Origin of the sequence: Mycobacterium sp. OAE908 (genome assembly GCF_017872775.1) — a bacterium.
In the GTDB taxonomy this organism is placed as follows: domain Bacteria; phylum Actinomycetota; class Actinomycetes; order Mycobacteriales; family Mycobacteriaceae; genus Mycobacterium.
On the sequence record NZ_JAGGJL010000001.1, the window covers coordinates 4,123,439 to 4,146,766 of the forward strand.

At 67.0% G+C, this 23,328-nt stretch carries 20 protein-coding genes; 18 read left to right on the forward strand and 2 right to left on the reverse strand.

What is annotated here, in order from left to right:
• The first annotated feature begins 16 nt into the window (after positions 1–16).
• Together J3E61_RS20355 and rsmD are read left to right on the forward strand one after the other, a co-directional pair.
• Positions 17–3,400, forward strand: coding sequence for a pyruvate carboxylase (locus tag J3E61_RS20355; protein ID WP_210084750.1), 3,384 nt, complete (start codon positions 17–19; stop codon positions 3,398–3,400).
• The gene (rsmD, locus tag J3E61_RS20360) at positions 3,397–3,963 is read left to right on the forward strand and encodes a 16S rRNA (guanine(966)-N(2))-methyltransferase RsmD (protein ID WP_210085639.1); all 567 of its coding nucleotides are present in this window, start codon (positions 3,397–3,399) and stop codon (positions 3,961–3,963) included. The genes J3E61_RS20355 and rsmD overlap by 4 nt, the downstream gene beginning before the upstream one ends.
• Here rsmD and J3E61_RS20365 read toward each other — a convergent pair.
• Positions 3,909–4,631, reverse strand: a complete 723-nt coding sequence (locus J3E61_RS20365) for a winged helix-turn-helix transcriptional regulator (protein WP_210084751.1) — start codon at positions 4,629–4,631, stop codon at positions 3,909–3,911. The two genes, rsmD and J3E61_RS20365, sit on opposite strands and share 55 nt — an antisense overlap.
• A gap of 95 nt (positions 4,632–4,726) precedes the next feature.
• Between J3E61_RS20365 and J3E61_RS20370 the strand changes: the two genes are divergently transcribed.
• The 10 genes from J3E61_RS20370 (at position 4,727) to smc (ending at position 13,797) form a co-directional block, all read left to right on the forward strand.
• Positions 4,727–5,110: a nuclear transport factor 2 family protein gene (locus J3E61_RS20370; RefSeq protein WP_210085640.1), complete on the forward strand. Its 384-nt coding sequence runs from the start codon at positions 4,727–4,729 to the stop codon at positions 5,108–5,110.
• 23 nt (positions 5,111–5,133) lie between these two features.
• A complete protein-coding gene (gene coaD / locus J3E61_RS20375) occupies positions 5,134–5,610 on the forward strand; it encodes a pantetheine-phosphate adenylyltransferase (protein ID WP_192721236.1) in 477 nt (158 codons plus the stop codon).
• Between the two features lie 85 nt (positions 5,611–5,695).
• A complete protein-coding gene (locus J3E61_RS20380) occupies positions 5,696–6,262 on the forward strand; it encodes a hemerythrin domain-containing protein (RefSeq protein ID WP_192721235.1) in 567 nt (188 codons plus the stop codon).
• A gap of 254 nt (positions 6,263–6,516) precedes the next feature.
• Positions 6,517–7,254, forward strand: coding sequence for a DivIVA domain-containing protein (locus J3E61_RS20385; protein WP_192721234.1), 738 nt, complete (start codon positions 6,517–6,519; stop codon positions 7,252–7,254).
• A 30-nt stretch (positions 7,255–7,284) separates the two neighbouring features.
• Positions 7,285–7,869 carry a DUF177 domain-containing protein gene (locus J3E61_RS20390; RefSeq protein ID WP_192721233.1) on the forward strand — a complete coding sequence of 195 codons (585 nt, stop codon included), beginning with the start codon at positions 7,285–7,287 and terminating at the stop codon, positions 7,867–7,869.
• On the forward strand, positions 7,866–8,567 hold the full coding sequence (locus J3E61_RS20395; RefSeq protein ID WP_192721232.1) for a ribonuclease III: 702 nt from the start codon (positions 7,866–7,868) through the stop codon (positions 8,565–8,567). Before J3E61_RS20390 ends, J3E61_RS20395 begins: the two co-directional genes overlap by 4 nt.
• Positions 8,560–9,417 (forward strand): bifunctional DNA-formamidopyrimidine glycosylase/DNA-(apurinic or apyrimidinic site) lyase, encoded by an 858-nt coding sequence (mutM, locus tag J3E61_RS20400; protein ID WP_210084752.1) that lies wholly within the window; start codon positions 8,560–8,562, stop codon positions 9,415–9,417. Before J3E61_RS20395 ends, mutM begins: the two co-directional genes overlap by 8 nt.
• Positions 9,418–9,498: 81 nt before the next feature.
• Positions 9,499–9,915 carry an OsmC family protein gene (locus J3E61_RS20405; RefSeq protein ID WP_210084753.1) on the forward strand — a complete coding sequence of 139 codons (417 nt, stop codon included), beginning with the start codon at positions 9,499–9,501 and terminating at the stop codon, positions 9,913–9,915.
• Complete coding sequence (locus J3E61_RS20410; protein WP_192721229.1) at positions 9,899–10,183, forward strand: acylphosphatase; 285 nt, start codon at positions 9,899–9,901, stop codon at positions 10,181–10,183. Before J3E61_RS20405 ends, J3E61_RS20410 begins: the two co-directional genes overlap by 17 nt.
• 26 nt (positions 10,184–10,209) lie before the next feature.
• Positions 10,210–13,797: a chromosome segregation protein SMC gene (gene smc, locus J3E61_RS20415; RefSeq protein WP_210084754.1), complete on the forward strand. Its 3,588-nt coding sequence runs from the start codon at positions 10,210–10,212 to the stop codon at positions 13,795–13,797.
• On the opposite strand, the gene fni is transcribed toward smc, so the two are convergent.
• Positions 13,794–14,819 (reverse strand): type 2 isopentenyl-diphosphate Delta-isomerase, encoded by a 1,026-nt coding sequence (fni, locus tag J3E61_RS20420; protein WP_210084755.1) that lies wholly within the window; start codon positions 14,817–14,819, stop codon positions 13,794–13,796. The two genes, smc and fni, sit on opposite strands and share 4 nt — an antisense overlap.
• Before the next feature lie 28 nt (positions 14,820–14,847).
• On the opposite strand from fni, the gene ftsY reads away from it, so the two are divergent.
• From ftsY to J3E61_RS20450, 6 genes are all read left to right on the forward strand, one after another.
• Positions 14,848–16,152 carry a signal recognition particle-docking protein FtsY gene (ftsY, locus tag J3E61_RS20425; RefSeq protein WP_192721226.1) on the forward strand — a complete coding sequence of 435 codons (1,305 nt, stop codon included), beginning with the start codon at positions 14,848–14,850 and terminating at the stop codon, positions 16,150–16,152.
• A gap of 175 nt (positions 16,153–16,327) precedes the next feature.
• Complete coding sequence (locus J3E61_RS20430; protein WP_192721225.1) at positions 16,328–17,710, forward strand: ammonium transporter; 1,383 nt, start codon at positions 16,328–16,330, stop codon at positions 17,708–17,710.
• Between the two features lie 6 nt (positions 17,711–17,716).
• Positions 17,717–18,055 (forward strand): P-II family nitrogen regulator, encoded by a 339-nt coding sequence (locus J3E61_RS20435; protein WP_003881099.1) that lies wholly within the window; start codon positions 17,717–17,719, stop codon positions 18,053–18,055.
• A 77-nt stretch (positions 18,056–18,132) separates the two neighbouring features.
• Positions 18,133–20,655, forward strand: a complete 2,523-nt coding sequence (locus tag J3E61_RS20440) for a [protein-PII] uridylyltransferase (protein WP_210084756.1) — start codon at positions 18,133–18,135, stop codon at positions 20,653–20,655.
• Positions 20,656–20,665: 10 nt separating this feature from the next.
• Positions 20,666–22,225, forward strand: a complete 1,560-nt coding sequence (gene ffh / locus J3E61_RS20445) for a signal recognition particle protein (RefSeq protein ID WP_210084757.1) — start codon at positions 20,666–20,668, stop codon at positions 22,223–22,225.
• Entirely contained in the window at positions 22,225–23,316 is a 1,092-nt protein-coding gene (locus tag J3E61_RS20450) for an amidohydrolase family protein (RefSeq protein WP_210084758.1), read from the forward strand. The genes ffh and J3E61_RS20450 overlap by 1 nt, the downstream gene beginning before the upstream one ends.
• The last annotated feature ends 12 nt before the right edge of the window (positions 23,317–23,328 follow it).

Sequence of the window (23,328 nt, forward strand, 5' to 3'; positions counted from 1 at the left end):
GGGATAGGGTCGTCTCGTGATTTCGAAGGTTCTGGTCGCCAACCGCGGGGAAATCGCGATCCGCGCGTTTCGGGCGGCCTACGAGATGGGCATCGCGACGGTCGCGGTCTACGCGCACGAGGACCGCAATTCCCTGCATCGTCTCAAGGCCGACGAGTCATATCAGATCGGGGATACGGGCCACCCGGTCCGGGCGTATCTCTCGGTCGACGAGATCGTGCGCGTTGCGCAGCAGTCCGGCGCCGACGCCATCTACCCGGGCTACGGCTTCCTTTCGGAGAACCCAGATCTGGCCGCTGCGTGTGCGGCGGCAGGCATCACGTTCGTCGGGCCCGGTGCGGAAATCCTCGAGTTGGCGGGCAACAAGTCGCGCGCGATCGCCGCCGCCAGGACCGCGGGATTGCCGGTGCTCAACTCCTCGGCGCCGTCGGCATCGGCCGACGAGCTGATAGCGGCCGCGGCGGACATGGAGTTCCCGTTGTTCGTCAAGGCGGTCTCCGGCGGCGGCGGACGCGGCATGCGCCGGGTGGCCGACGCCGCGGCGCTGCCCGAGGCCATCGAGGCTGCGTCTCGCGAGGCCGAGTCGGCGTTCGGTGACCCGACGCTGTACCTGGAGCAGGCGGTGCTCAACCCGCGTCACATCGAGGTGCAGATCCTGGCCGACACCCACGGCAACGTGATGCACCTGTTCGAGCGCGACTGCAGCCTGCAGCGTCGGCACCAGAAGGTCATCGAACTCGCACCGGCGCCGAATCTGCCGGAGGACTTGCGAAACAAGATGTGCGCCGACGCGGTCGCGTTCGCCCGCCAGATCAACTACAGCTACGCGGGCACCGTGGAGTTCCTGCTCGACGAGCGCGGCCACTACGTGTTCATCGAGATGAACCCGCGCATCCAGGTCGAGCACACCGTCACCGAGGAGATCACCGACGTCGACCTGGTCGCCAGCCAGCTGCGCGTAGCCGACGGTGAGACGCTGGAAGAGCTTGGGCTGAGCCAGGATTCGTTGCAGCTGCACGGGGCCGCTATGCAGTGCCGGATCACCACTGAGGATCCAGCCAACGGCTTCCGTCCCGACACCGGCCGGATCACCGGTTACCGATCGCCCGGCGGTGCCGGCATCCGGCTGGACGGCGGTTCGCATCTGGGTGCGGACATCAGCGCGCACTTCGACTCGATGCTGGTGAAGCTCACTTGTCGCGGACGAGATTTCTCCGCTGCGATCGCCCGGGCCCGCCGAGCGTTGGCCGAGTTCCGGATCCGCGGTGTTTCGACGAACATCCCGTTCTTGATGGCGGTGGTCAACGACCCGGACTTCCGCGCCGGACGTGTGACGACGTCGTTCATCGACGAGCGGCCCTATCTGCTGACCGCGCGCACGCCCGCCGACCGCGGCACCAAGATCCTCAACTATCTCGCCGACGTCACCGTCAACCAGCCGCACGGGCCAAGGCCGTCGACGGTCTACCCGCAAGACAAACTTCCCCAGATCGATCTCGACGCGGCGCCACCACGCGGCAGCAAGCAACTGCTGGCCGAGGTGGGCCCGGAGGGCTTCGCTCGGTGGCTGCGCGAATCCAAGTCCGTCGGCGTCACCGACACGACGTTCCGCGACGCGCACCAGTCGTTGCTGGCTACGCGGCTGCGCACCACCGGTTTGTTGATGGTCGCCCCGTACATCGCGCGGATGACCCCGCAGCTGTTGTCCATCGAGTGCTGGGGTGGTGCGACTTACGATGTGGCACTTCGGTTTTTGAAGGAAGATCCGTGGGAACGGCTGGCAGCGCTTCGCGAAGCGGTGCCCAACATCTGCCTGCAGATGCTGCTGCGGGGCCGCAACACGGTTGGCTACACGCCATACCCCGAGTCCGTCACGTACGCGTTCGTGCAGGAGGCGACGGCGACCGGCATCGACATCTACCGCATCTTCGACGCGCTCAACAACGTCGACTCGATGCGGCCTGCCATCGACGCGGTACGCGAAACCGGTACGGCGGTGGCCGAAGTCGCGATGAGCTACACCGGAGATCTTTCGGACCCGAACGAGAACCTCTACACGCTGGACTACTACCTCAAGCTCGCCGAGCAGATCGTCGACGCAGGCGCACACGTGCTGGCGATCAAGGATATGGCCGGGCTGTTGCGCCCACAGGCCGCCACCCAATTGGTGTCGGCCTTGCGCAGCCGGTTCGACCTGCCGGTGCATGTGCACACCCACGACACCCCGGGCGGGCAGTTGGCCACCTATCTGGCGGCCTGGCAGGCCGGCGCCAACGCCGTCGACGGGGCGTCGGCGCCGCTGGCGGGCACCACCAGTCAGCCCGCGTTGTCCTCCATCGTCGCGGCGGCCGCGCACACCGAGTACGACACCGGGTTGTCGCTGTCGGCGGTGTGCGACCTGGAGCCGTACTGGGAGGCGCTGCGAAAGGTGTACGCGCCCTTCGAATCTGGGATTCCGGGACCGACGGGTCGGGTGTATCACCACGAGATCCCCGGCGGTCAGCTGTCGAATCTGCGTCAACAGGCGATCGCGCTCGGCCTCGGTGACCGGTTCGAGGAGATCGAGGCGAATTACGCTGCCGCGGACCGGATTTTGGGCCGGCTGGTGAAGGTGACCCCGTCTTCGAAGGTGGTCGGCGATCTGGCGTTGGCATTGGTCGGCGCCGGCGTGTCCGCCGAAGAATTCGCCGAGGACCCAGCGAAGTTCGACATTCCCGACTCGGTGATCGGCTTCCTGCGTGGTGAGCTCGGCGACCCGCCCGGCGGCTGGCCGGAACCGTTGCGCACCAAGGCACTTGCGGGGCGCCCGCCGGCCAAGGCCCAGCAAGAGTTGTCCCCGGAGGACGAGGCAGTGCTCGGGCAGTCTGGCGAGACCCGCCAGGCTGCCTTGAACCGACTGCTGTTCCCTGCTCCGACGAAGGAGTTCGAGGCCCACCGGGAAGCCTTCGGCGACACCTCGAGTCTGAGCGCCAACCAGTTCTTCTACGGGCTGCGCAGTGGCGAAGAGCACCGCGTCAGGCTCGAACGCGGTGTCGAGTTGCTGATCGGGCTGGAAGCGGTCTCCGAACCAGACGAACGAGGAATGCGCACGGTGATGTGCATCCTCAACGGACAACTGCGCCCGGTGGTGGTCCGGGATCGCAGCGTCGCCAGCGAAATTCCGACCGCCGAGAAGGCCGAGCGGTCCAACCCCGACCACGTCGCAGCCCCGTTCGCAGGCGTCGTCACGGTCAACGTCGTCGCCGACGATGAGGTCGAGGCCGGACAGACCATCGCCACCATCGAGGCCATGAAGATGGAGGCCGCGATCACCGCCCCCAAAGCAGGCAAAGTCAGCCGCGTGGCCGTATCGGCCACCGCGCAGGTCGAAGGCGGCGACCTGCTGGTGGTGGTCAGCTGACCCGCATCGTCGCCGGCGCGTTCGGCGGGCGGCGAATCGCTGTGCCGCGCACCGGAACTCGGCCGACCACCGATCGCGTGCGGGAGTCGCTGTTCAATGTGCTGGCGTCACGCGTCGATTTCGCGGGCGCTTCGGTGCTCGACCTGTACGCGGGTTCGGGCGCTCTCGGTCTCGAGGCGCTGTCGCGGGGCGCGACGTCGGCGGTGTTCGTCGAATCCGATCAGCGCGCCGCGGCCGTCATCGCCAAGAACATCGCGTCGCTGGGAGTAGCGGCCGACGTGCGGCGTGCACCCGTCGCCGCTGTGCTGTCTGGGCGCGCCGGCCGGTCGGTGGATCTGGTGTTCGCCGACCCGCCCTACGAGGTCCCTGCCGCCGAGATCGAAGCGATGCTGACCGCGCTGGTCGACGGCGGCTGGGTGCGCGACGGGTCGGTCGCGATCGTGGAACGCGGGACATCAGGGCCGGAGCTGGCCTGGCCCGCCGGGTGGGAAGCGTGGCGCTCACGCCGCTACGGCGACACCCGCATCGAGCTCGCCAGCCACGCGTCGACCCGATCGTCGTAGTCGCGCGCAACGCGCAAGCTGCGTCCCGTCCCGCGGGAGATCCAGCCCAGTTCGAGAAAGCGACGCGTCAGGAGCGCAGGAAGCGCACCTGCCAGATGGGGCCTGCGCTGCGTCCAGTCCACGCAGTCGCGGGCGAACACCCGCCGCTTCGTATTCGGTTGTGCCGCATCGATTCCCAGAGCGTTCATCAGATCGTGCCCGTGCGCGGTCAGCCGGTGATCGCGGCCGTCGACCATGTGCAGTGCGTCGGCGTCCAGCAGCCGCTCGCGCAGTTCGACCCCACGCCTTCCCGCGATGTGGTCGTAGCACGTCCTGGCTTCGGCGAGGGATCTGGCCGCACGATCCGTCCGCAGCGAACGCACCGGGGTCGGCGGCGCCAGCTGTGCCAGCGCTTCGATCACGGCCGCCACGTGTGGCCCGGCCAGTTCGTGATACCGATGCCTGCCCTGGGCCCGCACGGTCACCAGCCCGCCGTCGACCAGTTGGCGTAGATGAGCGGTGGCGGTGGCGGGATGCACTCCGGCGCGATGGGCGAGTTCGCCCGCGGGCAGGCAGTGGCCCTCGGCCAGCGCACACAGAATCGCGATGCGCGTCGGATCACCGATCAACGACGCCACAGGTGCGAGATCCCGGTCGAGAACTCGGCCGGTGTCGTGTGGCTGCGCCATACCGCCACCATCGCACAATCACACTTCGGTCCAGACCAAAACATCGCGGACCTACCGTCGACCCCATGAACGCAAGCACCGAACAGATCGAGCACATCTTCACCGCATGGGACGCGGCTCTCGGCGCGAAAGACGTCGACGCCGCGCTAGCGCTCTATCAGCCCGACGCGACATTGGAGAGTCCGTTGGTTTGCCACCTGCTGGGCACCGAGGACGGCATCGTGCGGGGCCGAGAAGACTTGCGGCGCTTCGTGTCCAAGGTCTTCGAACACCAGCCGGCCAAGCGTCGTCGCCACCGCGCCGGCTTTCTGACCGACGGCGGCCGACTGGTCTGGGAGTATCCGCGCCAGACGCCGGAGGGCGACCAGATGGACATCGTCGAGGTGATGGAGATCCTTGACGGACTGATCGCCCGCCACCGGGTCTATTGGGGCTGGGTGAGTGTGGGAATGCTGAAGAGCGGGGCCCACTCGCGCTAACCGCCCTGCTAGCGTCATCGACCATGAGTGGCGCCGTGTGCCCTGGATCGTTCGACCCGGTCACCCTCGGCCACGTGGACATCCTCGAGCGCGCGGCCGCACAGTTCGACGAGGTCGTTGTCGCGGTGCTGATCAACCCCAACAAGAAGGGCATGTTCACCCCCGACGAGCGCATCGCGATGATCGAGGAGTCGACGACGCATCTGCCGAATCTGCGCGTGGAGTCGGGGGAGGGTCTGGTCGTCGACTTCGTGAAGTCCCGTGGGCTCACCGCAATCGTCAAGGGTCTGCGCACCGGCACCGACTTCGAGTACGAACTGCAGATGGCACAGATGAACAAACACATCGCCGGCGTCGACACGTTTTTCGTCGCGACCACGCCGCGGTACTCGTTCGTGTCGTCGTCACTGGCCAAAGAGGTGGCAACGCTCGGTGGCGACGTCTCAGAACTGCTGCCCGCGCCCGTCAATGAGCGGCTGCAGGCAAAGCTGAAGGGTTAATTGACGCTCGGCGTGGGTAGGACTGGGGTTGGCGTACAGCCCGTCAGCGCCTAGACCAACCCACGACCAGCGGAGGTGTATTGCCGTGGTTCAGACATTCGTCCAGTCGACCGATGATGTCGTCAAGTTCCTCAAAGACCAGCACAACCTGATCAAGGACATGTTCGAGGAGGTCTTCTCGGCCTCCGATCCGAAGGCCCGCGAGAAAGCCTTCATCGACCTGCGCACGCTGCTCGCGGTGCACGAGACCGCCGAGGAGATGGTGGTTCATCCACGGGCCCGCCGCGAGGTCGCCGACGGCGACACGATCGTGGACGCCCGGTTGAAGGAGGAGCACGAGGCCAAGGAACAGCTGTCCAAGCTGGAGAGCATGGACATTTCGTCAAAAGAGTTCCTCGACGAGTTGTCGAAGTTCCGCGACGCGGTGATCGACCATGCCGAGCATGAGGAGAACGAGGAGTTCACCAAGCTGGCTCGCGAGCTCGATGCCAACGACCGGGAGCGGATGGCCAAGGCCGTTCAGGCTGCAGAGGCGATCGCTCCGACCCGGCCGCACCCTGGCGTCGAGTCGGCGAAGATGAACTTTGCTGCCGGGCCGTTCGCTTCGATGCTGGACCGGGCCCGCGACCTCATCAAGCAGGCCACATCGTAGTGTGCTGAGCTGAAGCGAAATCGCCCGCCACCTCGCGGTGGCGGGCGATTTCGATTTTGCTACGAGCTGGCGAGGGCCGATGCTGCCGGCGTGTTGACATAATGTCAGCGAAGCAATTCAAGCGGGAGTTGCGGCCTGGGGGAGCGCGGGACACAGCAAAAGGGTCAAACGACGACACACCGGCCCGGAAACTGAGTCACACCGGTAACACCAGGCACACTAGTAACTGTCAACTACGCCTGGAGGGTGTTGCCGTGTACCGAGTTTTTGAAGCGCTCGACGAGTTGGGTGCGATTGTCGAAGAAGCACGCGGCGTGCCGATGACGGCCGGCTGCGTGGTCCCACGCGGTGATGTCCTCGAGCTGATCGACGACATCAAGGACGCCATCCCCGGCGAGCTCGACGATGCTCAGGACGTCCTAGATGCGCGCGACAGCATGCTGCGCGAAGCCAAGGACCACTCCGATCAGATGGTGGCCACGGCCAGCGCCGAGGCGGACTCCCTGATCAACCACTCGCGCGCCGAAGCGGATCGGCTGCTGGCCGACGCGAAGGCCCAGGCAGACCGGATGGTCGCCGAGGCTCGTCAGCACAGCGAGCGGATGGTCGGCGAGGCCCGCGAGGAAGCGGCCCGCGTCACCGCAACCGCCAAGCGGGAGTACGAGGCCACCACCGGGCGCGCGAAGAACGAGGCCGACCGGCTCATCGAGAACGGCAACCTGGCCTACGAGAAGGCCGTGCAGGAAGGCATCAAGGAACAGCAGCGCCTGGTCTCGCAGACCGAGATCGTGCAGACCGCAACGGCCGAGGCCACCCGGTTGATCGACTCCGCGCACGCCGAGGCCGACCGTCTGCGCGGAGAGTGCGACATCTACGTCGACAGCAAGCTCGCCGAGTTCGAGGAATTCCTCAACGGAACCATCCGCTCGGTGGGCCGCGGTCGTCACCAGCTGCGCACCGCTGCGGGCACCCACGACTACGCGGCGCGGTAGCTCGGCGCTGTCGCCGTAGAATCGACATCCATGGCGACGCATGCGAACGCGGCGGCGCGCCGCGCCTCACGATCGCCGCTCGTTATCAACATTTCCCGGCTTGGCCGGCGGCCAGGGTCGATGATGACCTTCACCGAGACGGTGCCCAGCCCGTCGCGGATCGGGCTGGACCTGATCGGCGTCGAGGCGGGCGCGCCGCTGACGCTTGACCTGCGGATCGAGTCCGTGTCAGAGGGAGTGCTGGTCAGCGGGACGGTGTCCGCGCCGACGGCAGGCGAATGCGCCCGCTGCCTTACCCCGGTCACCGGTGACGTCGAGATCGACCTGACCGAGCTGTTCGCCTACCCCGACAGCGCCACCGACGAGACCACCGAATCCGATGAGATCGGCCGGGTCGGCGGATCGGGTGAGCCCGATACCGTCGACCTGGAGCAGCCGATCATCGACGCGATCGGGCTCGCGCTGCCGTTCTCACCGCTGTGCGGGCCCGACTGCGCGGGGTTGTGCCCGAACTGCGGGGTGCCGCTGGCCACCGCCGAGCCCGGTCACCACCACGAGCAGATCGATCCGCGGTGGGCCAAGCTCTCGGGCTTCCTCGACGAGGACAAGCAGTGACGGATCGGGCGGCCCTGCTCAAGGCGTTGGGCGTCGACCTGCCTCCAGAACTGCTGACCATGGCGCTCACCCACCGCAGCTATTCCTATGAGAACGGTGGGCTGCCGACCAACGAGCGCCTCGAGTTTCTCGGTGATGCGGTGCTCGGGCTGACCATCACCGAAGAGCTCTACCACCGGCACCCCGACCGCTCCGAGGGCGACTTGGCCAAACTGCGCGCCAGCATCGTCAACACCCAGGCGCTGGCAGATGTCGGCAGGCAGCTGTCCGACGACGGACTCGGCGCCTACCTTCTGCTCGGCAAGGGCGAGGAACACTCGGGCGGGGCCGACAAGTCCAGCATCCTGGCCGACGGTGTCGAATCCTTGTTGGGCGCAATCTATTTGGAGCACGGCATCGCGGTGGCCAGAGAGGTGATCATGCGGCTGTTCGCCTCGCTGCTGGACACCGCGCCGACGCTGGGCGCAGGGCTGGACTGGAAGAGCAGCCTGCAGGAGTTGACCGCGTCGCGGGGCATGGGTGCTCCGTCGTATGTGGTGACGTCCACTGGTCCCGACCATGACAAGGAGTTCACCGCGACAGTCCTGGTCACCGATGTCGAGTACGGCAGGGGCGTCGGACGGACGAAGAAGGAGGCCGAGTTGAAGGCGGCCGCCGCGGCGTGGACCGCGCTCTCAGCCTCAGGCGTAGATGCCTGAACTACCCGAAGTCGAGGTCGTCCGGCGCGGATTGGCTGCCCATGTGACGGGTAAAACCATCACCGCGGTGCGGGTGCATCATCCGCGCGCGGTGCGTCGTCACGAGGCAGGCCCCGCCGACCTGACGGCGCGACTGCTTGACGCGAAGATCACCGGAACCGGGCGGCGCGGCAAGTACATGTGGCTCACGCTGGACGACGGATCGGCGTTGGTGGTGCACCTCGGCATGAGCGGACAGATGTTGCTCGGTGAGGTGCCGAACGAAAACCACTTGCGCATTGCGACGCTGCTCGACGACGGCACCGCGCTGAGCTTCGTCGACCAGCGCACGTTCGGGGGCTGGATGCTCGCCGACCTGGTCACGGTGGGCGGCACCGACGTTCCGATGCCGGTCGCGCATCTGGCCCGCGACCCCCTGGACCCTGCGTTCAATCGCGACGGCGTCGTTACGGTGTTGCGGCGCAAGCACTCTGAGATCAAGCGACAGCTGCTGGATCAGACCGTCGTTTCAGGCATCGGCAATATCTACGCCGACGAGGCGCTGTGGCGGGCCCGCGTCAACGGCGCGCGGCTGGCGTCGTCGTTGTCGCGGGCGAAGCTGGGCGCGCTGCTCGACGCCGCCGCCGAAGTGATGTCCGACGCGCTCGGGCAGGGGGGCACGTCGTTCGACTCGCTCTATGTCAACGTCAACGGTGAATCCGGCTATTTCGATCGGTCCCTGGACGCATACGGCCGCGAGGGCGAGCCGTGCCGGCGGTGCGGCGCCGTGATGCGGCGGGACAAGTTCATGAACCGGTCGTCGTTCTACTGCCCGAAATGCCAACCGCGGCCCCGGGTTTCCCGGGAATAAACTGCCGCGAGCGACCGTGTTTGTACGTGGACACGCCGTCAACGCGTGGCATTTTGCGGTCGCTCACGAGGAAGAGGAGTCATGACCGAATTGTGGGTTGAGCGCACCGGCGTCCGCAGCTACACCGGCCGCAGCACACGCGGCGCCGAGGTGCTCGTCGGCAATGAGGACGTCGACGGCGTCTTCACGCCGGGCGAACTGATGAAGATCGCGTTGGCGGCGTGCAGCGGAATGGCCAGCGACGCGCCGCTGCGGCGCAGGCTCGGCGACGACTACCAGACGACGATCAAGGTGTCCGGGCCTGCCGACCGTGAGCAGGAGCGCTACCCGCTGCTCGAAGAACGCATGGAACTCGACCTGTCCGGGCTCTCAGCCGACGAGGTGGCGCGGGTGCTGACGGTCGTCGAGCGGGCCATCGATCAGGTGTGCACGGTCGGGCGCACGCTCAAGTCTGGGACCAAAGTGACGTTTGAGGTCAGTGATGCAGGAGTTAGCTGACGTCCGGTTGACCGCCTGGGTGCACGGCCACGTCCAGGGGGTCGGTTTCCGGTGGTGGACACGCTCCCGGGCGCTGGAGCTCGGCCTGGCCGGATACGCCTCGAACAGGCCCGATGGCCGCGTCCAGGTGGTCGCGCAGGGCCCCCGCGAGGCCTGCGAAAAGCTGCTTGAACTGCTAGAAAGCGGCAACACGCCGGGTCAGGTCGACAAAGTCATCGCGGACTGGTCAGAACCGGGCGACTCGCTTTCGGGGTTCACCGAACGTTAGCCTCTGCGACGGTAGTGTGGCGCGTTGTGCACCTCAAGAGTCTGACGCTGAAGGGCTTCAAGTCCTTTGCCGCACCCACGACTCTGCGTTTCGAGCCCGGCATCACCTGCGTCGTCGGCCCCAACGGCTCAGGCAAGTCGAATGTGGTCGACGCGCTCACCTGGGTGATGGGTGAGCACAGCGCCAAGACCCTGCGCGGCGGCAAGATGGAAGACGTCATCTTCGCGGGCACATCGTCGCGGGCCCCGCTGGGCCGCGCCGAGGTCACGGTGACGATCGACAACTCCGACAACTCGCTGCCGATCGAGTATTCCGAGGTGTCGATCACCAGGCGGATGTTCCGCGACGGCGGAAGCGAATACGAAATCAACGGCAGCAGTTGCCGTTTGATGGATGTGCAGGAGTTGCTCTCCGACTCAGGCATCGGGCGTGAGATGCACGTCATCGTCGGTCAGGGCAAGCTGTCTGAAATCCTCGAGTCGCGGCCCGAGGACCGTCGGGCATTCATCGAGGAAGCCGCGGGTGTGCTCAAGCACCGCAAGCGCAAAGAGAAAGCGGTCCGCAAGCTCGACGCGATGTCATCGAACCTCGCCCGGCTCACCGACCTGACCACCGAACTGCGCCGTCAGCTCAAGCCGCTGGGCCGCCAAGCCGAGATGGCCCGTCGCGCCCAGACCATCCAGGCCGACCTGCGCGACGCCAGGCTGCGACTGGCCGCCGATGACCTGGTGACGCGCAAGGCCGAGTTCGACAACACCGATCAGGCCGAGACCACCCTGCGCCGCGAGCACGACGAGGCCGCCGCCCGACTCGAAGCCAAAACCGTCGAGCTGAATTCCCATGAGGCGGCGGTCAATACGCTGAGCGAGCGCGCTGATGCCGCGCAGCAGACGTGGTTTCGGCTGTCGGCGCTCGCCGAACGCGTCAGCGCGACAGTGCGCATTGCGAGCGAGCGGGCACAGTACCTCGACGCCGAGCCCGAGGCATCCACCGGTCCGGACCCGGAAACCCTTGAGGCGCAAGCAGAAGAGATGGCTGAGCAGGAGCGGCAGCTGCTCGCCGAACTAGAAGAATCCCGCGCCAGGTTGGAGTCCGCGCGCGCCGAGTTGACGGAGTGCGAGCGCGCTGCGGCCGAGGCCGAACGCGCCCACCTGGCCGCTGCCCGCGCCGAGGCTGACCGTAGGGAAGGGCTCGCGCGGCTGGCGGGGCAGGTCGACACGATGCGGACCCGCGTCGAGTCCATCGACGAGACCGTGGCCCGGCTCACCGGCGGCATCGACGAAGCCGCGGCCAAGGCCCAGCAGATGCAGGCCGAATTCGAAACCGTCCAGAGCCGCGTGACTGCGCTCGACGAAGGCGAGGTCGGCCTCGACGAGCACCACGACCGCACGGTGGCTGCGCTGCGCCTTGCCGACGAGCGCGTTGCCGAACTACAGGCCGCCGAGCGCGGCGCCGAACGTCAGGTCGCCTCGCTGCGGGCACGCATCGAGGCGCTGTCGGTCGGGCTCGATCGCAAGGACGGCGCGGCCTGGCTGCAGCGAAACCACGGCGGCGCAGGGCTTTTCGGCTCCATCGCCGACCTTCTGAAGGTGCGGCCCGGCTATGAGGCAGCCGTTGCGACGGTGCTGGGCGCTGCCGCGGACGCGTTGGCTGCGGAGAACTTCGGCGCGGCCCGGTCGGCCGTCAGGGCGCTGAAGGAATCCGACGGGGGCCGTGCGGCCATCGTGCTGAGCGACTGGCCGCACCAATCGGTGCCACATGATCCGTTGCCCTACGGCGCGTCCTGGGCCGTCGATCTCGTCGAGGCGCCGCACCGGCTGCAGGGCGCAATCACGGCGATGTTGTCCGGCGTCGCGGTGGTTTCGGACCTGTCCGCTGCGCTGGATCTCGTCGCTTCGCGCCCGCAATTGCGGGCGGTCACCACCGACGGCGACCTTGTCGGTGCCGGCTGGATCAGCGGCGGTTCGGACCGCAAGCCCAGCACTTTGGAAATCACTTCGGAGGTCGAGAAGGCCCGCGCCGAGTTGGCCGACGCCGAACGGCAGACCAGCGAGCTGTCCGCCGCGCTGTCGGGTGCCCTCGTCGAGCAGGGGGCCCGCCAGGACGCAGCGGAGCAGGCGCTCGCGGCGCTCAACGAATCCGATGCGGCGATCTCGGCGATCTACGAGCAACTCGGCAGGCTCGGGCAGGATGCCCGGGCGGCCGACGACGAATGGCAGCGGCTCATCCAGCAGCGCAACGAGCTCGAGGCCGGCCGCAACAGGACTGTCGAGGAACTGGCTCAACTCGAGCAGAGGCTGCACAACGCCCAGCAGGAACCGACGTTCGAGTCCGAACCCGTCGACCGCCAGGCGTCGATGGCGGCCGCAGAAGAGGCGCGCGCCGTCGAGGTGGAGGCCCGGCTGGCCGTGCGTACCGCCGAAGAGCGGGCGAATGCCGTTCGCGGACGGGCGGATTCGCTGCGACGGGCGGCTGCGGCCGAACGCGAGGCGAGGTTGCGGGCCCAGCGGGCGCGGGAGGCACGCGAACATGCGGCGGCGGTCGCGGCCGCGGTGGCGGAGTCCGGACGTCTGGTGGCACTGCGGCTGAGCGCAGCGGTGGGCGTGGCATCGCGTTCCCGCGACGAGGTGGCCGCCGAACGGCAGCACCGCGCAGGGGCGCTGACCAAGGCGCGCGAAGAAGTCAACGAACTGTCGGCCAAGATCACCGCGATCACCGACTCGCTACACCGTGACGAGGTCGCCAAAGCCCAAGCAGCACTTCGCATCGAGCAGCTCGAGGAACACGTCCTGGAACAGTTCGGGATGGCGACCGCCGACCTGATCGCCGAATACGGTCCCGACGTGGCACTGCCGCCGTCGGAGCCGGAGATGGCCGAGTACGAGCAGGCACGTGAACGCGGCGAACAGGTCACAATGCCGGCGCCGCTGCCGTTCGACCGGCCAACCCAGGAGCGCCGCGCCAAGAAGGCCGAGCGTGAGCTCAACGAGCTCGGTCGCGTGAATCCGCTTGCGCTGGAAGAGTTTGCAGCACTCGAGGAGCGTTACAACTTCCTGTCCACCCAGCTCGAGGACGTCAAGGCGGCCCGCAAAGACCTGCTCGACGTCATCGCCGATGTCGACGAGCGCATCCTGCAGGTGTTCACCGAGGCCTTCGCCGACGTGGAACGTGAATTCCGCGACGTGTTCTCGTCGCTGTTCCCCGGTGGTGAGGGACGGCTGGTGCTCACCGATCCCGACGACATGCTGACCACCGGCATCGAGGTCGAGGCGCGGCCCCCGGGCAAGAAGATCAAGCGGCTGTCGCTGCTCTCCGGTGGCGAGAAGTCGTTGACCGCAGTGGCGATGCTGGTGGCCATCTTCCGCGCACGGCCGTCTCCCTTCTATGTGATGGACGAGGTGGAGGCGGCGCTCGACGACGTGAACCTGCGCCGGCTGCTGGGGCTGTTCGAAATGCTGCGATCGCAGTCGCAGCTGATCGTGATCACGCACCAGAAGCCGACGATGGAGGTCGCCGACGCGCTCTACGGCGTCACGATGCGCGATGACGGCATCACGCAGGTGATCTCGCAGCGCATGCGCGGCCAGGAATTGGTCGGCGCCGCCGCCAACTAACCGATCTTGGTGACGCCGCGACGCCGCAACGCCACCAGGTTGGTCGCACCGCAGCCGTGCAGGCACACCCGCAGCTCGCCGATGAACCGCTGCAGCCAATCCACAACGGCGGCAGGCGATTCGATCGCAGGTGCCAGCAGGGGGCGCGCTACCGCCACGGCGTCGGCGCCCATCGCCAATGCCTTGGCCGCATCCATGCCGGTGCGAATGCCGCCCGACGCAATGATCGGCACATCGGGCAGTGTGTGCTGCACTTCCAGCAGCGCCTCCGCTGTCGGGATGCCCCACTCGGCAAGCGCCGGGTAGCGGATCTCGCCGAACCGCACGAACTGCTCGACCCGCGCCCATGAGGTGCCACCCGCGCCTGCCACGTCGACGGCGGCGATCGGACAGTCGACCAACTCCGCTGCCGCGGCCGCGCCGATGCCGTGTCCGACTTCCTTCAGGATCACCGGATAGTCGATCGATCTCGCGATATCGCGCAAGCGGGCAATCGAGCCGGAGAAGTCTGTGTCGCCCTCGTGCTGCATCGCTTCCTGCAGCGGATTGGTATGCACCGCAAGGGCATTGGCGCCGACGGCATCGAGCAGCTTGACCACGTCGGCGACCACGACCTCGTTGAGTTGGGCCAGCCCGATGTTGCCGATCAACAGTGCGTCGGGCGCCACATCGCGAACAGTGAACGACGTGGACGCGATGCCGTTGTCGAGCATGATGCGCTGCGAGCCGAGCATCATGCCGATGCCGAGCTGCTGAGCGGCCGCGCCCAGATTGCGATTGATCGTGGCCGACAGCTCGGCGCCGCCGGTCATCGCGCCGATCAACACGGGTGCCCGTAGCCTCGCACCGAGAAAATTCGTGCTCAGGTCGACGCTGCCCAGATCTGTCTGGGTCAGCGCGTTGTACGGCAACCGGTAGCGCTCCAGCCCGGTGGTGACGGTCTGATAATCGACCGCGTCCGACAGGCACACGTCAATGTGGCGCTGTTTGCGCGTTTCCATGCCCCCGGGGTCGAGAGTCACCGCCTAACCCCCCTGAGACAATGGCGTCGTGTCGGATGCTCTGTGGATCGCAATCGCGGTCGTTGCCGTTCTGGTCGTGGTTGCGCTGGTCGTCGGGCTGGTGCGATACCGGCGTCGACGGATCAACCTGTCTTCTCCCGACACTGCCACTCCGATCGACCGCTCCGGCGGATATACCGCGTCTTCGGGCATCACTTTCACCAAGTCAGCGCCTGCGGAGCCGGTCGAACGCATAGACACCAGCGGGCTGCCCGCCGTCGGCGATGATGCCACCGTTCCACGGGACGCGCCGAAACGTCCCATCGCCGACATTCAGCTGCCCGAGGCTCCCGAGGCACCGGTGGCTCCGCCCACTCCCGAGCCGGCGCCCGCCGCAGCCGCCGAGCCTGCGGCGCCGGCCATCGAAGCGATCGAACCAGCAGAGGGCCGCCTCGATCGACTGCGCGGCCGACTGGCCAAATCGCAGAACACGCTCGGCCGCGGCATGCTCGGCCTGCTCGGCGGCGGCGACCTCGACGAGGAATCCTGGGAAGCCGTCGAGGACACCCTGTTGATCGCCGACCTCGGTCCCGTCGTCACCGAGTCGGTGGTCACCGCGCTGCGGTCGCGGATGGCCAGCAGTCGCGTGCGCACCGAGGCCGATGCCCGGGCCGTCCTCCGCGAGGTGCTCATCGAAGAGCTGCGGCCCGACCTCGACCGTTCGATCAAAGCGCTGCCGCATGACGCCAAGCCGTCCGTGCTGCTGGTTGTCGGCGTCAACGGGACCGGCAAGACGACGACGGTCGGCAAGCTGGCCCGCGTGCTGGTCGCAGACGGCCGACGCGTGGTGCTCGGCGCCGCTGACACCTTCCGCGCCGCCGCGGCCGACCAGCTGCAGACCTGGGCATCGCGAGTGGGCGCGGAGGTGGTCCGGGGTGCCGAGGGGGCCGATCCCGCATCGGTCGCGTTCGATGCCGTCGACAAGGGCATCGAATCAGGCGCCGACGTCGTCGTCATCGATACCGCGGGCCGCCTGCACACCAAGACGGGCCTGATGGATGAGCTCGGCAAGGTCAAAAGGGTGGTGAGTAAGCGCGCCGAGGTCGACGAGGTGCTGCTGGTGCTCGATGCCACGATCGGGCAAAACGGCTTGCCCCAGGCGCGCGTGTTTGCCGAAGTCGTCGACATCACCGGGGTGGCGCTGACCAAACTCGACGGCACGGCAAAGGGTGGGATCGTCTTCCGCGTGCAGCAGGAGTTGGGTGTTCCGGTCAAGCTCGTCGGTCTCGGTGAAGGCCCCGACGATCTCGCCCCGTTTGAGCCCGCGGCGTTCGTCGATGCGCTGCTCGGGTAACAAAGCGTCGTCAAGAAACGCGTGATGTAACACCGTCGAAACGTCGTCTGCGTATCCGTTCACACGAGCGAAACACCGCAGCGTCTTAGACGAAACAACCACTCAGCATTGTCTTGCAACAGGTCAACGGACGTAAAAAGCTGCGGCCGTGGCATGTTGAAGGAGGAAACTGCGAGTGGATGGCTTTCCAATAATGGGCATCCCCGACACCGGGGATACGGCATGGATGCTGGCAAGCTCAGCGCTTGTCTTGCTGATGACGCCAGGCCTGGCGTTCTTCTATGGCGGCATGGTTCGCGCCAAGGGCGTGCTCAACATGCTGATGATGAGCATCAGCGCCATGGGCGTCGTGACCGTGTTGTGGGTGCTGTACGGCTACTCGCTGTCCTTCGGCAACGACAAATTCGACTTCGTCGGCGATCCGACGCAGTACTTCGGACTGAAGGGGCTGATCGCCGGTAACGCGACCGCCGCGGTTGCTGCGGACCCCGCCACCGGGACTGCCGCTGTCGATGCGGTGCACATCCCGCTGGCGGGCACCATCCCGCAGCTTGTGTTCGTGATGTTCCAGCTGATGTTCGCGATCATCACGGTTGCCCTGGTTTCGGGTGCGGTAGCCGACCGCCTGAAGTTCGGCTCCTGGCTTGTCTTCGCGGGCCTGTGGGCGACGTTCGTCTACTTCCCGGTCGCACACTGGGTGTTCGCGTTCGACGGCTTCACCGGTGAGACCGGTGGCTGGATTGCCAACAAGCTCAAGGCAATCGACTTCGCGGGTGGTACCGCGGTGCATATCAACTCGGGTGCCGCCGGCTTGGCATTGGCCCTCGTTCTCGGCAAGCGCAAGGGCTGGCCGGGAACGCCGATGCGGCCGCACAACCTGCCGTTCGTGATGCTCGGAGCCGGCCTGCTGTGGTTCGGTTGGTACGGCTTCAACGCCGGATCGGCGCTCAGTTCCGGCGGTATCGCCGCGTCGACGTTCGTGACCACCACCGTGGCCACCGGTACCGCGATGCTCGCCTGGCTGCTCGTCGAGAGAATCCGCGATGGGAAGGCGACCTCGCTGGGTGCCGCATCCGGCATCGTCGCGGGCCTCGTTGCGATCACACCGTCCTGCTCGTCGGTCAACGTCCTGGGCGCGCTGATCGTCGGTCTCCTGGGCGGCGCGATCTGCGCGCTGGCCACCGGGCTGAAGTTCAAGTTCGGCTACGACGACGCCCTCGACGTGGTCGGGGTGCACATGATCGGTGGTCTCACGGGCACATTGCTGATCGGTTTCCTCGCCACCCCGGAGGCACCCGCCAAAGTCGCCGGCCTGTTCTACGGCGACCACTCATTGGATCAACTGTGGCGTCAGGCGGTCGGTGCGTTCGCGGTTCTCGCATACTCGTTCATTGTTACGACTATCTTGGCGTTGATCCTGAAGTACACGATTGGCTTGCGCCTGGGTGAAGAGGATGAGGTCAGCGGCATTGACGAAGCCGAACACGCCGAGACTGGTTACGATTTCGTGCCAGTGGGTGGTAGCTCAGTGCTGGCGCGTTCCGGCGCGGAGGGATAAGGGAATATGAAGCTGATTACTGCGATCGTCAAGCCGTTCACGCTCGAGGACGTCAAGACCGGCCTCGAACAGACGGGTATTCTCGGCATGACCGTCAGCGAGGTGCAGGGCTACGGCCGCCAGAAGGGTCACACCGAGGTGTACCGCGGCGCTGAATATTCGGTCGACTTCGTGCCGAAGGTCCGGGTAGAGGTTGTGGTCGATGACTCCGCCGTCGACAAGGTGGTGGATGTCATTGTCCAGGCTGCTCGTACCGGAAAGATCGGCGACGGCAAGGTGTGGGTCAGCCCCGTCGACACCGTGGTCCGGGTACGCACCGGAGAGCGGGGGGCCGACGCCCTCTGAGCCGCATCTGAAATGCAACGTCGTCTCCCGGCGTGCACCGTGAGCGTCTACAGGTAAAGGCCGGGGGAGGACTCGAAATGACAGAGCAGACACCAGATTCCGCTGACGAGCGCTTGCGCGAGGAACAGAAGGCCGCCGCCGGCGCTTCCCGATGGGAAGCTCCGGCGGCGGGCTCGTCTCCGCGTCCCGCAACGGATTTGGTGGCCGCTTGCGAAAAGCTGCTCGCGGGCGGTGCGCGGCAATTGGATTCGGCCGCGCTTCGCGATGCACTGCTCGACTTGCATGATTTCTGGCTCACCACCAAGGCCACCGAGATCGGCGTCACCGCCACCAGTGGATTCGCCATCGTCGCCACCGGCGGCCTGGGCCGGGGCGAGTTGCTGCCGTACTCGGACCTCGACCTGACCCTGCTGCATGACAACATGCCCCGCGACGTCGTCGCCCAAGTCGCCGAATTGCTGTGGTATCCGTTCTGGGACGCCAACATTCGCATCGATCACAGCGTTCGCACCGTGCCCGAGGCCCTGAAGGTCGCCGGTGAGGACATCTCGGCGGGCTTGGCGATGCTCGAGGCGCGACACATTGCGGGCGACTCCGATCTGTCGTCGTTGTTGATCAGCGGAGCACGACGACAGTGGCGCACCGGAATCGCCTCGCGGTTCGACGAACTCGTCGCGCACACCCAGCAGCGGTGGGACCGCAGCGGTCAAATCGCCCACCGGGCCGAACCCGATCTGAAATGCGGTCGCGGCGGGCTGCGCGATGTGCAGTTGCTCAATGCACTTGCGATCGCTCAACTCGCCGACGTCTATCCCAGCCGCTCGCTCGCCTCGCCGATCGGCACTCTTGGCGAGGCGCATCTTGCGCTGCTCAACGTCCGCACCGAACTGCACCGCGTGTCCGGACGAGGAAGGGAACTGCTGCTGGCCCAGCACGCCGACGAGATCGGCGCCGCATTGCACATCGGCGACCGATTCGACTTGGCGCGTACGCTTTCTGACGCCGCGCGCACCGTCAGTTACTACGTCGACGCCGGACTGCGCACTGCCGCAAATGCGTTGCCCCGCCGCGGCTTGGCGGCCTTCAAGCGTCCCGCCCGCAGGCCGCTCGACGAGGGCGTCATCGAGTTCAACGGCGAAGTGATTCTGGCGCGCGACGCGCGTCCCGAACGCGACCCAGGGTTGATCCTGCGGGTCGCGGCCGCCTCGGCCACCACCGGATTGCCGATCGCGGCGTCAACGCTCGCCCGCCTCACCGAGTCCGCTCCCGAACTGCGCACGCCGTGGCCACGTCAGGCGCTCAAGGACCTGCTGGTGATGCTGGCCGCCGGGCCGGCGGCGGTGGCCACCATCGAGGCGCTCGACCGCACCGGATTGTGGGGCAGGCTGTTTCCCGAGTGGGGTGCGGTGCGCGACCTTCCGCCGCGCGACGTGGTGCACATCTGGACCGTCGACCGCCACCTCGTCGAAACCGTCTCGCGGGCAAGCGCATTCACCACCCGCGTATCGCGGCCCGACCTGCTTGTGCTCGGCGCGCTCTGTCATGACATCGGCAAGGGGCGCGGAGGGGACCACAGCGTGATCGGTGCCGAGTTGGCCACGCAGATCGGCACCCGGCTGGGGCTGTGGCCGTCGGACGTCGAGCTGCTGTCGAAGGTGGTGCGCCACCACCTGCTACTGCCGCACACCGCCACGCGACGCGACCTGCAGGACCCGAAGGTCATTGCCATGGTGGTCGACGCGCTCGACGGCGACCCGGTTCTGCTTGAGCTGCTGCAGGTACTGGCTGAGGCGGATTCACTAGCCACCGGCCCCGGCGTGTGGGGCGACTGGAAGTCGTCACTGATAGGCGATCTGGTCCGCCGCTGCCGGTTGGTGATGGCAGGTGAGACACTGCCCAAGCCTGATCCCGTTGACCCGCACTACCTTTCGTTGGCGTCTGATGTCGGCGTGCACGTCGACATGACGCCAGGGGACAGCCCGCACATCTACAACGTGACGATGATCGCCCCCGACCGGCGCGGCCTGCTGTCAAAGGCCGCCGGTGTGCTGGCGCTCAATTCGCTTCGGGTGCATTCGGCTTCGGTGAACGGCCATCAGGGTTCGGCGATCAACACGTTCGTCGTGTCACCGCACTTCGGTTCGCCGCCCGCGGCGGAGCTGTTGCGGCAGCAGTTCATCCTCGCGTTGGAGGGCGAACTCGATGTGATGTCGTCATTGGACAAGCGCGACGGCGACGCCGCCCAGCACGGCAGCAGGCGAGCGGGTGAGGTGCCCGACGCGGTGCCGATCAACCACGTGCCTGCGCCGCCGAGGATCCTGTGGACCGACGGCACCGAGCCAGGCGAGCTGGTCGTCCAGATCCGCGCGACCGACCGCCCCGGCCTGCTGGCCAGGCTGACGGTGGTATTCGAACGTGATGGTGTGGACATCGCATGGGCGAAGGTCACCACGCTGGGATCGTCGGTGGTCGACGTGTTCGGGATTCTGGTGCCGACGCTCGCGACGGGGGATCGCTCGGTGCGTGACGCCTTGGAGCGCGATCTGTACGCCGTGCTGCCTGCGCCAGCGCCCGCGAAACCGGTATCTGAAGCCAGCTAGGCTGGTCGGCGTGTTTGAATCGCTGTCCGACCGGTTGACCGGTGCCCTGCAGGGACTCCGCGGCAAGGGGCGGCTGACTGACGCCGACATCGACGCCACCACCCGGGAGATCCGGCTGGCGCTGCTCGAAGCCGACGTCTCGCTGCCCGTGGTGCGCTCGTTCGTCGCCCGCATCAAGGACCGCGCCAAGGGCGCCGAGGTCTCCGGTGCGCTGAACCCTGCCCAGCAGGTCGTCAAGATCGTCAACGACGAACTGATCGCAATCCTCGGCGGGGAAACCCGCAGGCTGGCGTTCGCCAAGACCCCGCCGACCGTGATCATGCTCGCCGGTCTGCAGGGCTCCGGTAAGACGACGCTGGCAGGCAAGCTCGCGAAATGGCTTCGCGACCAAGGACATACGCCGCTTCTGGTCGCATGCGACCTGCAGCGGCCAGGCGCCGTCAACCAGCTGCAGATTGTCGGTGAGCGCGCGGGCGTGGCTGTGTTCGCGCCGCACCCTGGCGTGTCGACCGAAGGTTCGGAGCAGGCGGGCAACGGCGATCCGGTCGCGGTCGCCGCAGCGGGCCTGGCCGAGGCCAAAGCCAAGCACTACGACGTGGTTATCGTCGACACCGCCGGCCGGCTCGGCATCGACGACGAGCTGATGGGCCAGGCGGCGGCGATCCGCGAGGCCGTCAACCCCGACGAAGTCATCTTCGTGCTCGACGCCATGATCGGCCAGGACGCCGTGACCACGGCCCAAGCCTTCCGTGAGGGCGTCGGGTTCACCGGCGTGGTGCTGACCAAGCTCGACGGCGACGCCCGCGGTGGCGCCGCGCTGTCGGTCCGCGAGATCACCGGGGTGCCGATCCTGTTCGCGTCCGCGGGCGAGAAGCTCGAGGACTTCGACGTCTTTCACCCCGACCGCATGGCCAGCCGGATCCTTGGCATGGGCGATGTGCTCACGCTCATCGAGCAGGCCGAGCAGCATTTCGACGCGCAGAAGGCCGAGGAGGCCGCCGCCAAGATCGGCTCCGGCGAGCTGACGCTCGAGGACTTCCTCGAGCAGATGCTGGCCATCCGCAAGATGGGCCCGATCGGCAACCTGCTCGGCATGCTGCCCGGCGCGGGTCAGATGAAAGATGCGCTGGCCGCCGTCGACGACAGCCAGCTCGACCGGGTGCAGGCGATCATCCGCGGTATGACGCCCGCAGAGCGGGCCGACCCGAAGATCATCAACGCCTCGCGGCGGCAGCGCATCGCCAACGGCTCCGGCGTCACGGTTTCGGAGGTCAACCAGCTTGTCGACCGCTTCTTCGAAGCCAGGAAGATGATGTCGCAGATGGCCGGCCAGATGGGAATGCCGTTCGGCCGCAAGGGTTCTGCGCGCAAGGGCGGGAAGGGCAAGAACAAGCAGGCCGGCAAGAAGAAGGGTAGGGGACCGACACCGCCGAAGGTGCGCAATCCGCTCGCCGCGGGTGGGTTGCCAGCCGGATTCCCCGACCTGTCCAACATGCCGAAGGGCCTCGACGAGCTGCCGCCGGGCCTAGCGGACATCGACTTGTCGAAGCTGAAGTTCCCCAAGAACTAGTGGTCGCTCACCCCGCGCTTCACGTCCGCGGCCGTGGCTTGCCGGACGGCGAGCCGATCGAGTGGTGGATTGTCAACGGGGTGTTGAGCGCCGAACCGGTGGCCGATGCGGAGACCGTGTTCGGTGCTGATGGGTATGGCGGCTGGATCGTGCCCGGCCTCGTCGACGCGCATTGCCATGTCGGGCTCGGCCAGCACGGCGTCGTGGAAATAGAGGAAGCGATCGCGCAGGCCGAGACCGAGCGCGACGCGGGTGCGTTGCTGCTGCGCGACGCCGGCTCGCCGACCGATACCCGCAGCTTCGACGACCGCGACGACCTGCCCCGCATCATCCGGGCGGGGCGGCATCTGGCCAAGCCCAAGCGCTATCAGCGCGGCTTCGCCCTCGAATTGGAGGACGAGTCACAACTGCCCGACGCCGTGGCCGACCAGGCGCGTTGGGGCGACGGCTGGATCAAGCTGGTCGGAGACTGGATCGACCGGGACACCGGCGACCTGGCGCCGCTGTGGTCCGACGAGATTCTGAAGCAGGCGATCGACGCCGCGCACGCCAACGGCGCGCGAGTCACCGCGCACGTGTTCAGCGAGGATGCGCTGCCGGGTCTGATCAACGCAGGCATCGACTGCATCGAGCACGGCACCGGGCTCACCGACGACACCATCGAGTTGATGGTCGAACACGGCACCGCGCTGGTGCCGACGCTGATCAACATCGAGAACTTCCCCGGCATCGCCGCGGCGGCCGAGAAGTACCCGGCCTACGCCAGGCACATGCGCGATCTCTACGCCACCTGCTATCCACGCATCGGTGCCGCGCACGAAGCGGGCATTCCGATCTTCGCCGGCACGGATGCGGGCAGCACGGTCGCGCACGGCCGGATCGCCGACGAAATCGAGGCGCTCAAGGGCATCGGCATGAGCCCGACCGAAGCGCTCGGCGCGGCCAGTTGGACCGCGCGCGAGTGGTTGGGGCGACCCGGGCTGGAACACGGGGCATCGGCCGATCTGGTTTGTTACGCCGACGATCCGCGGTCGGGCGTCGACGTGCTGACCAACCCGGCACGAATCATCTTGCGCGGCCGCGTTTTCTAGCGCCTCACCAGT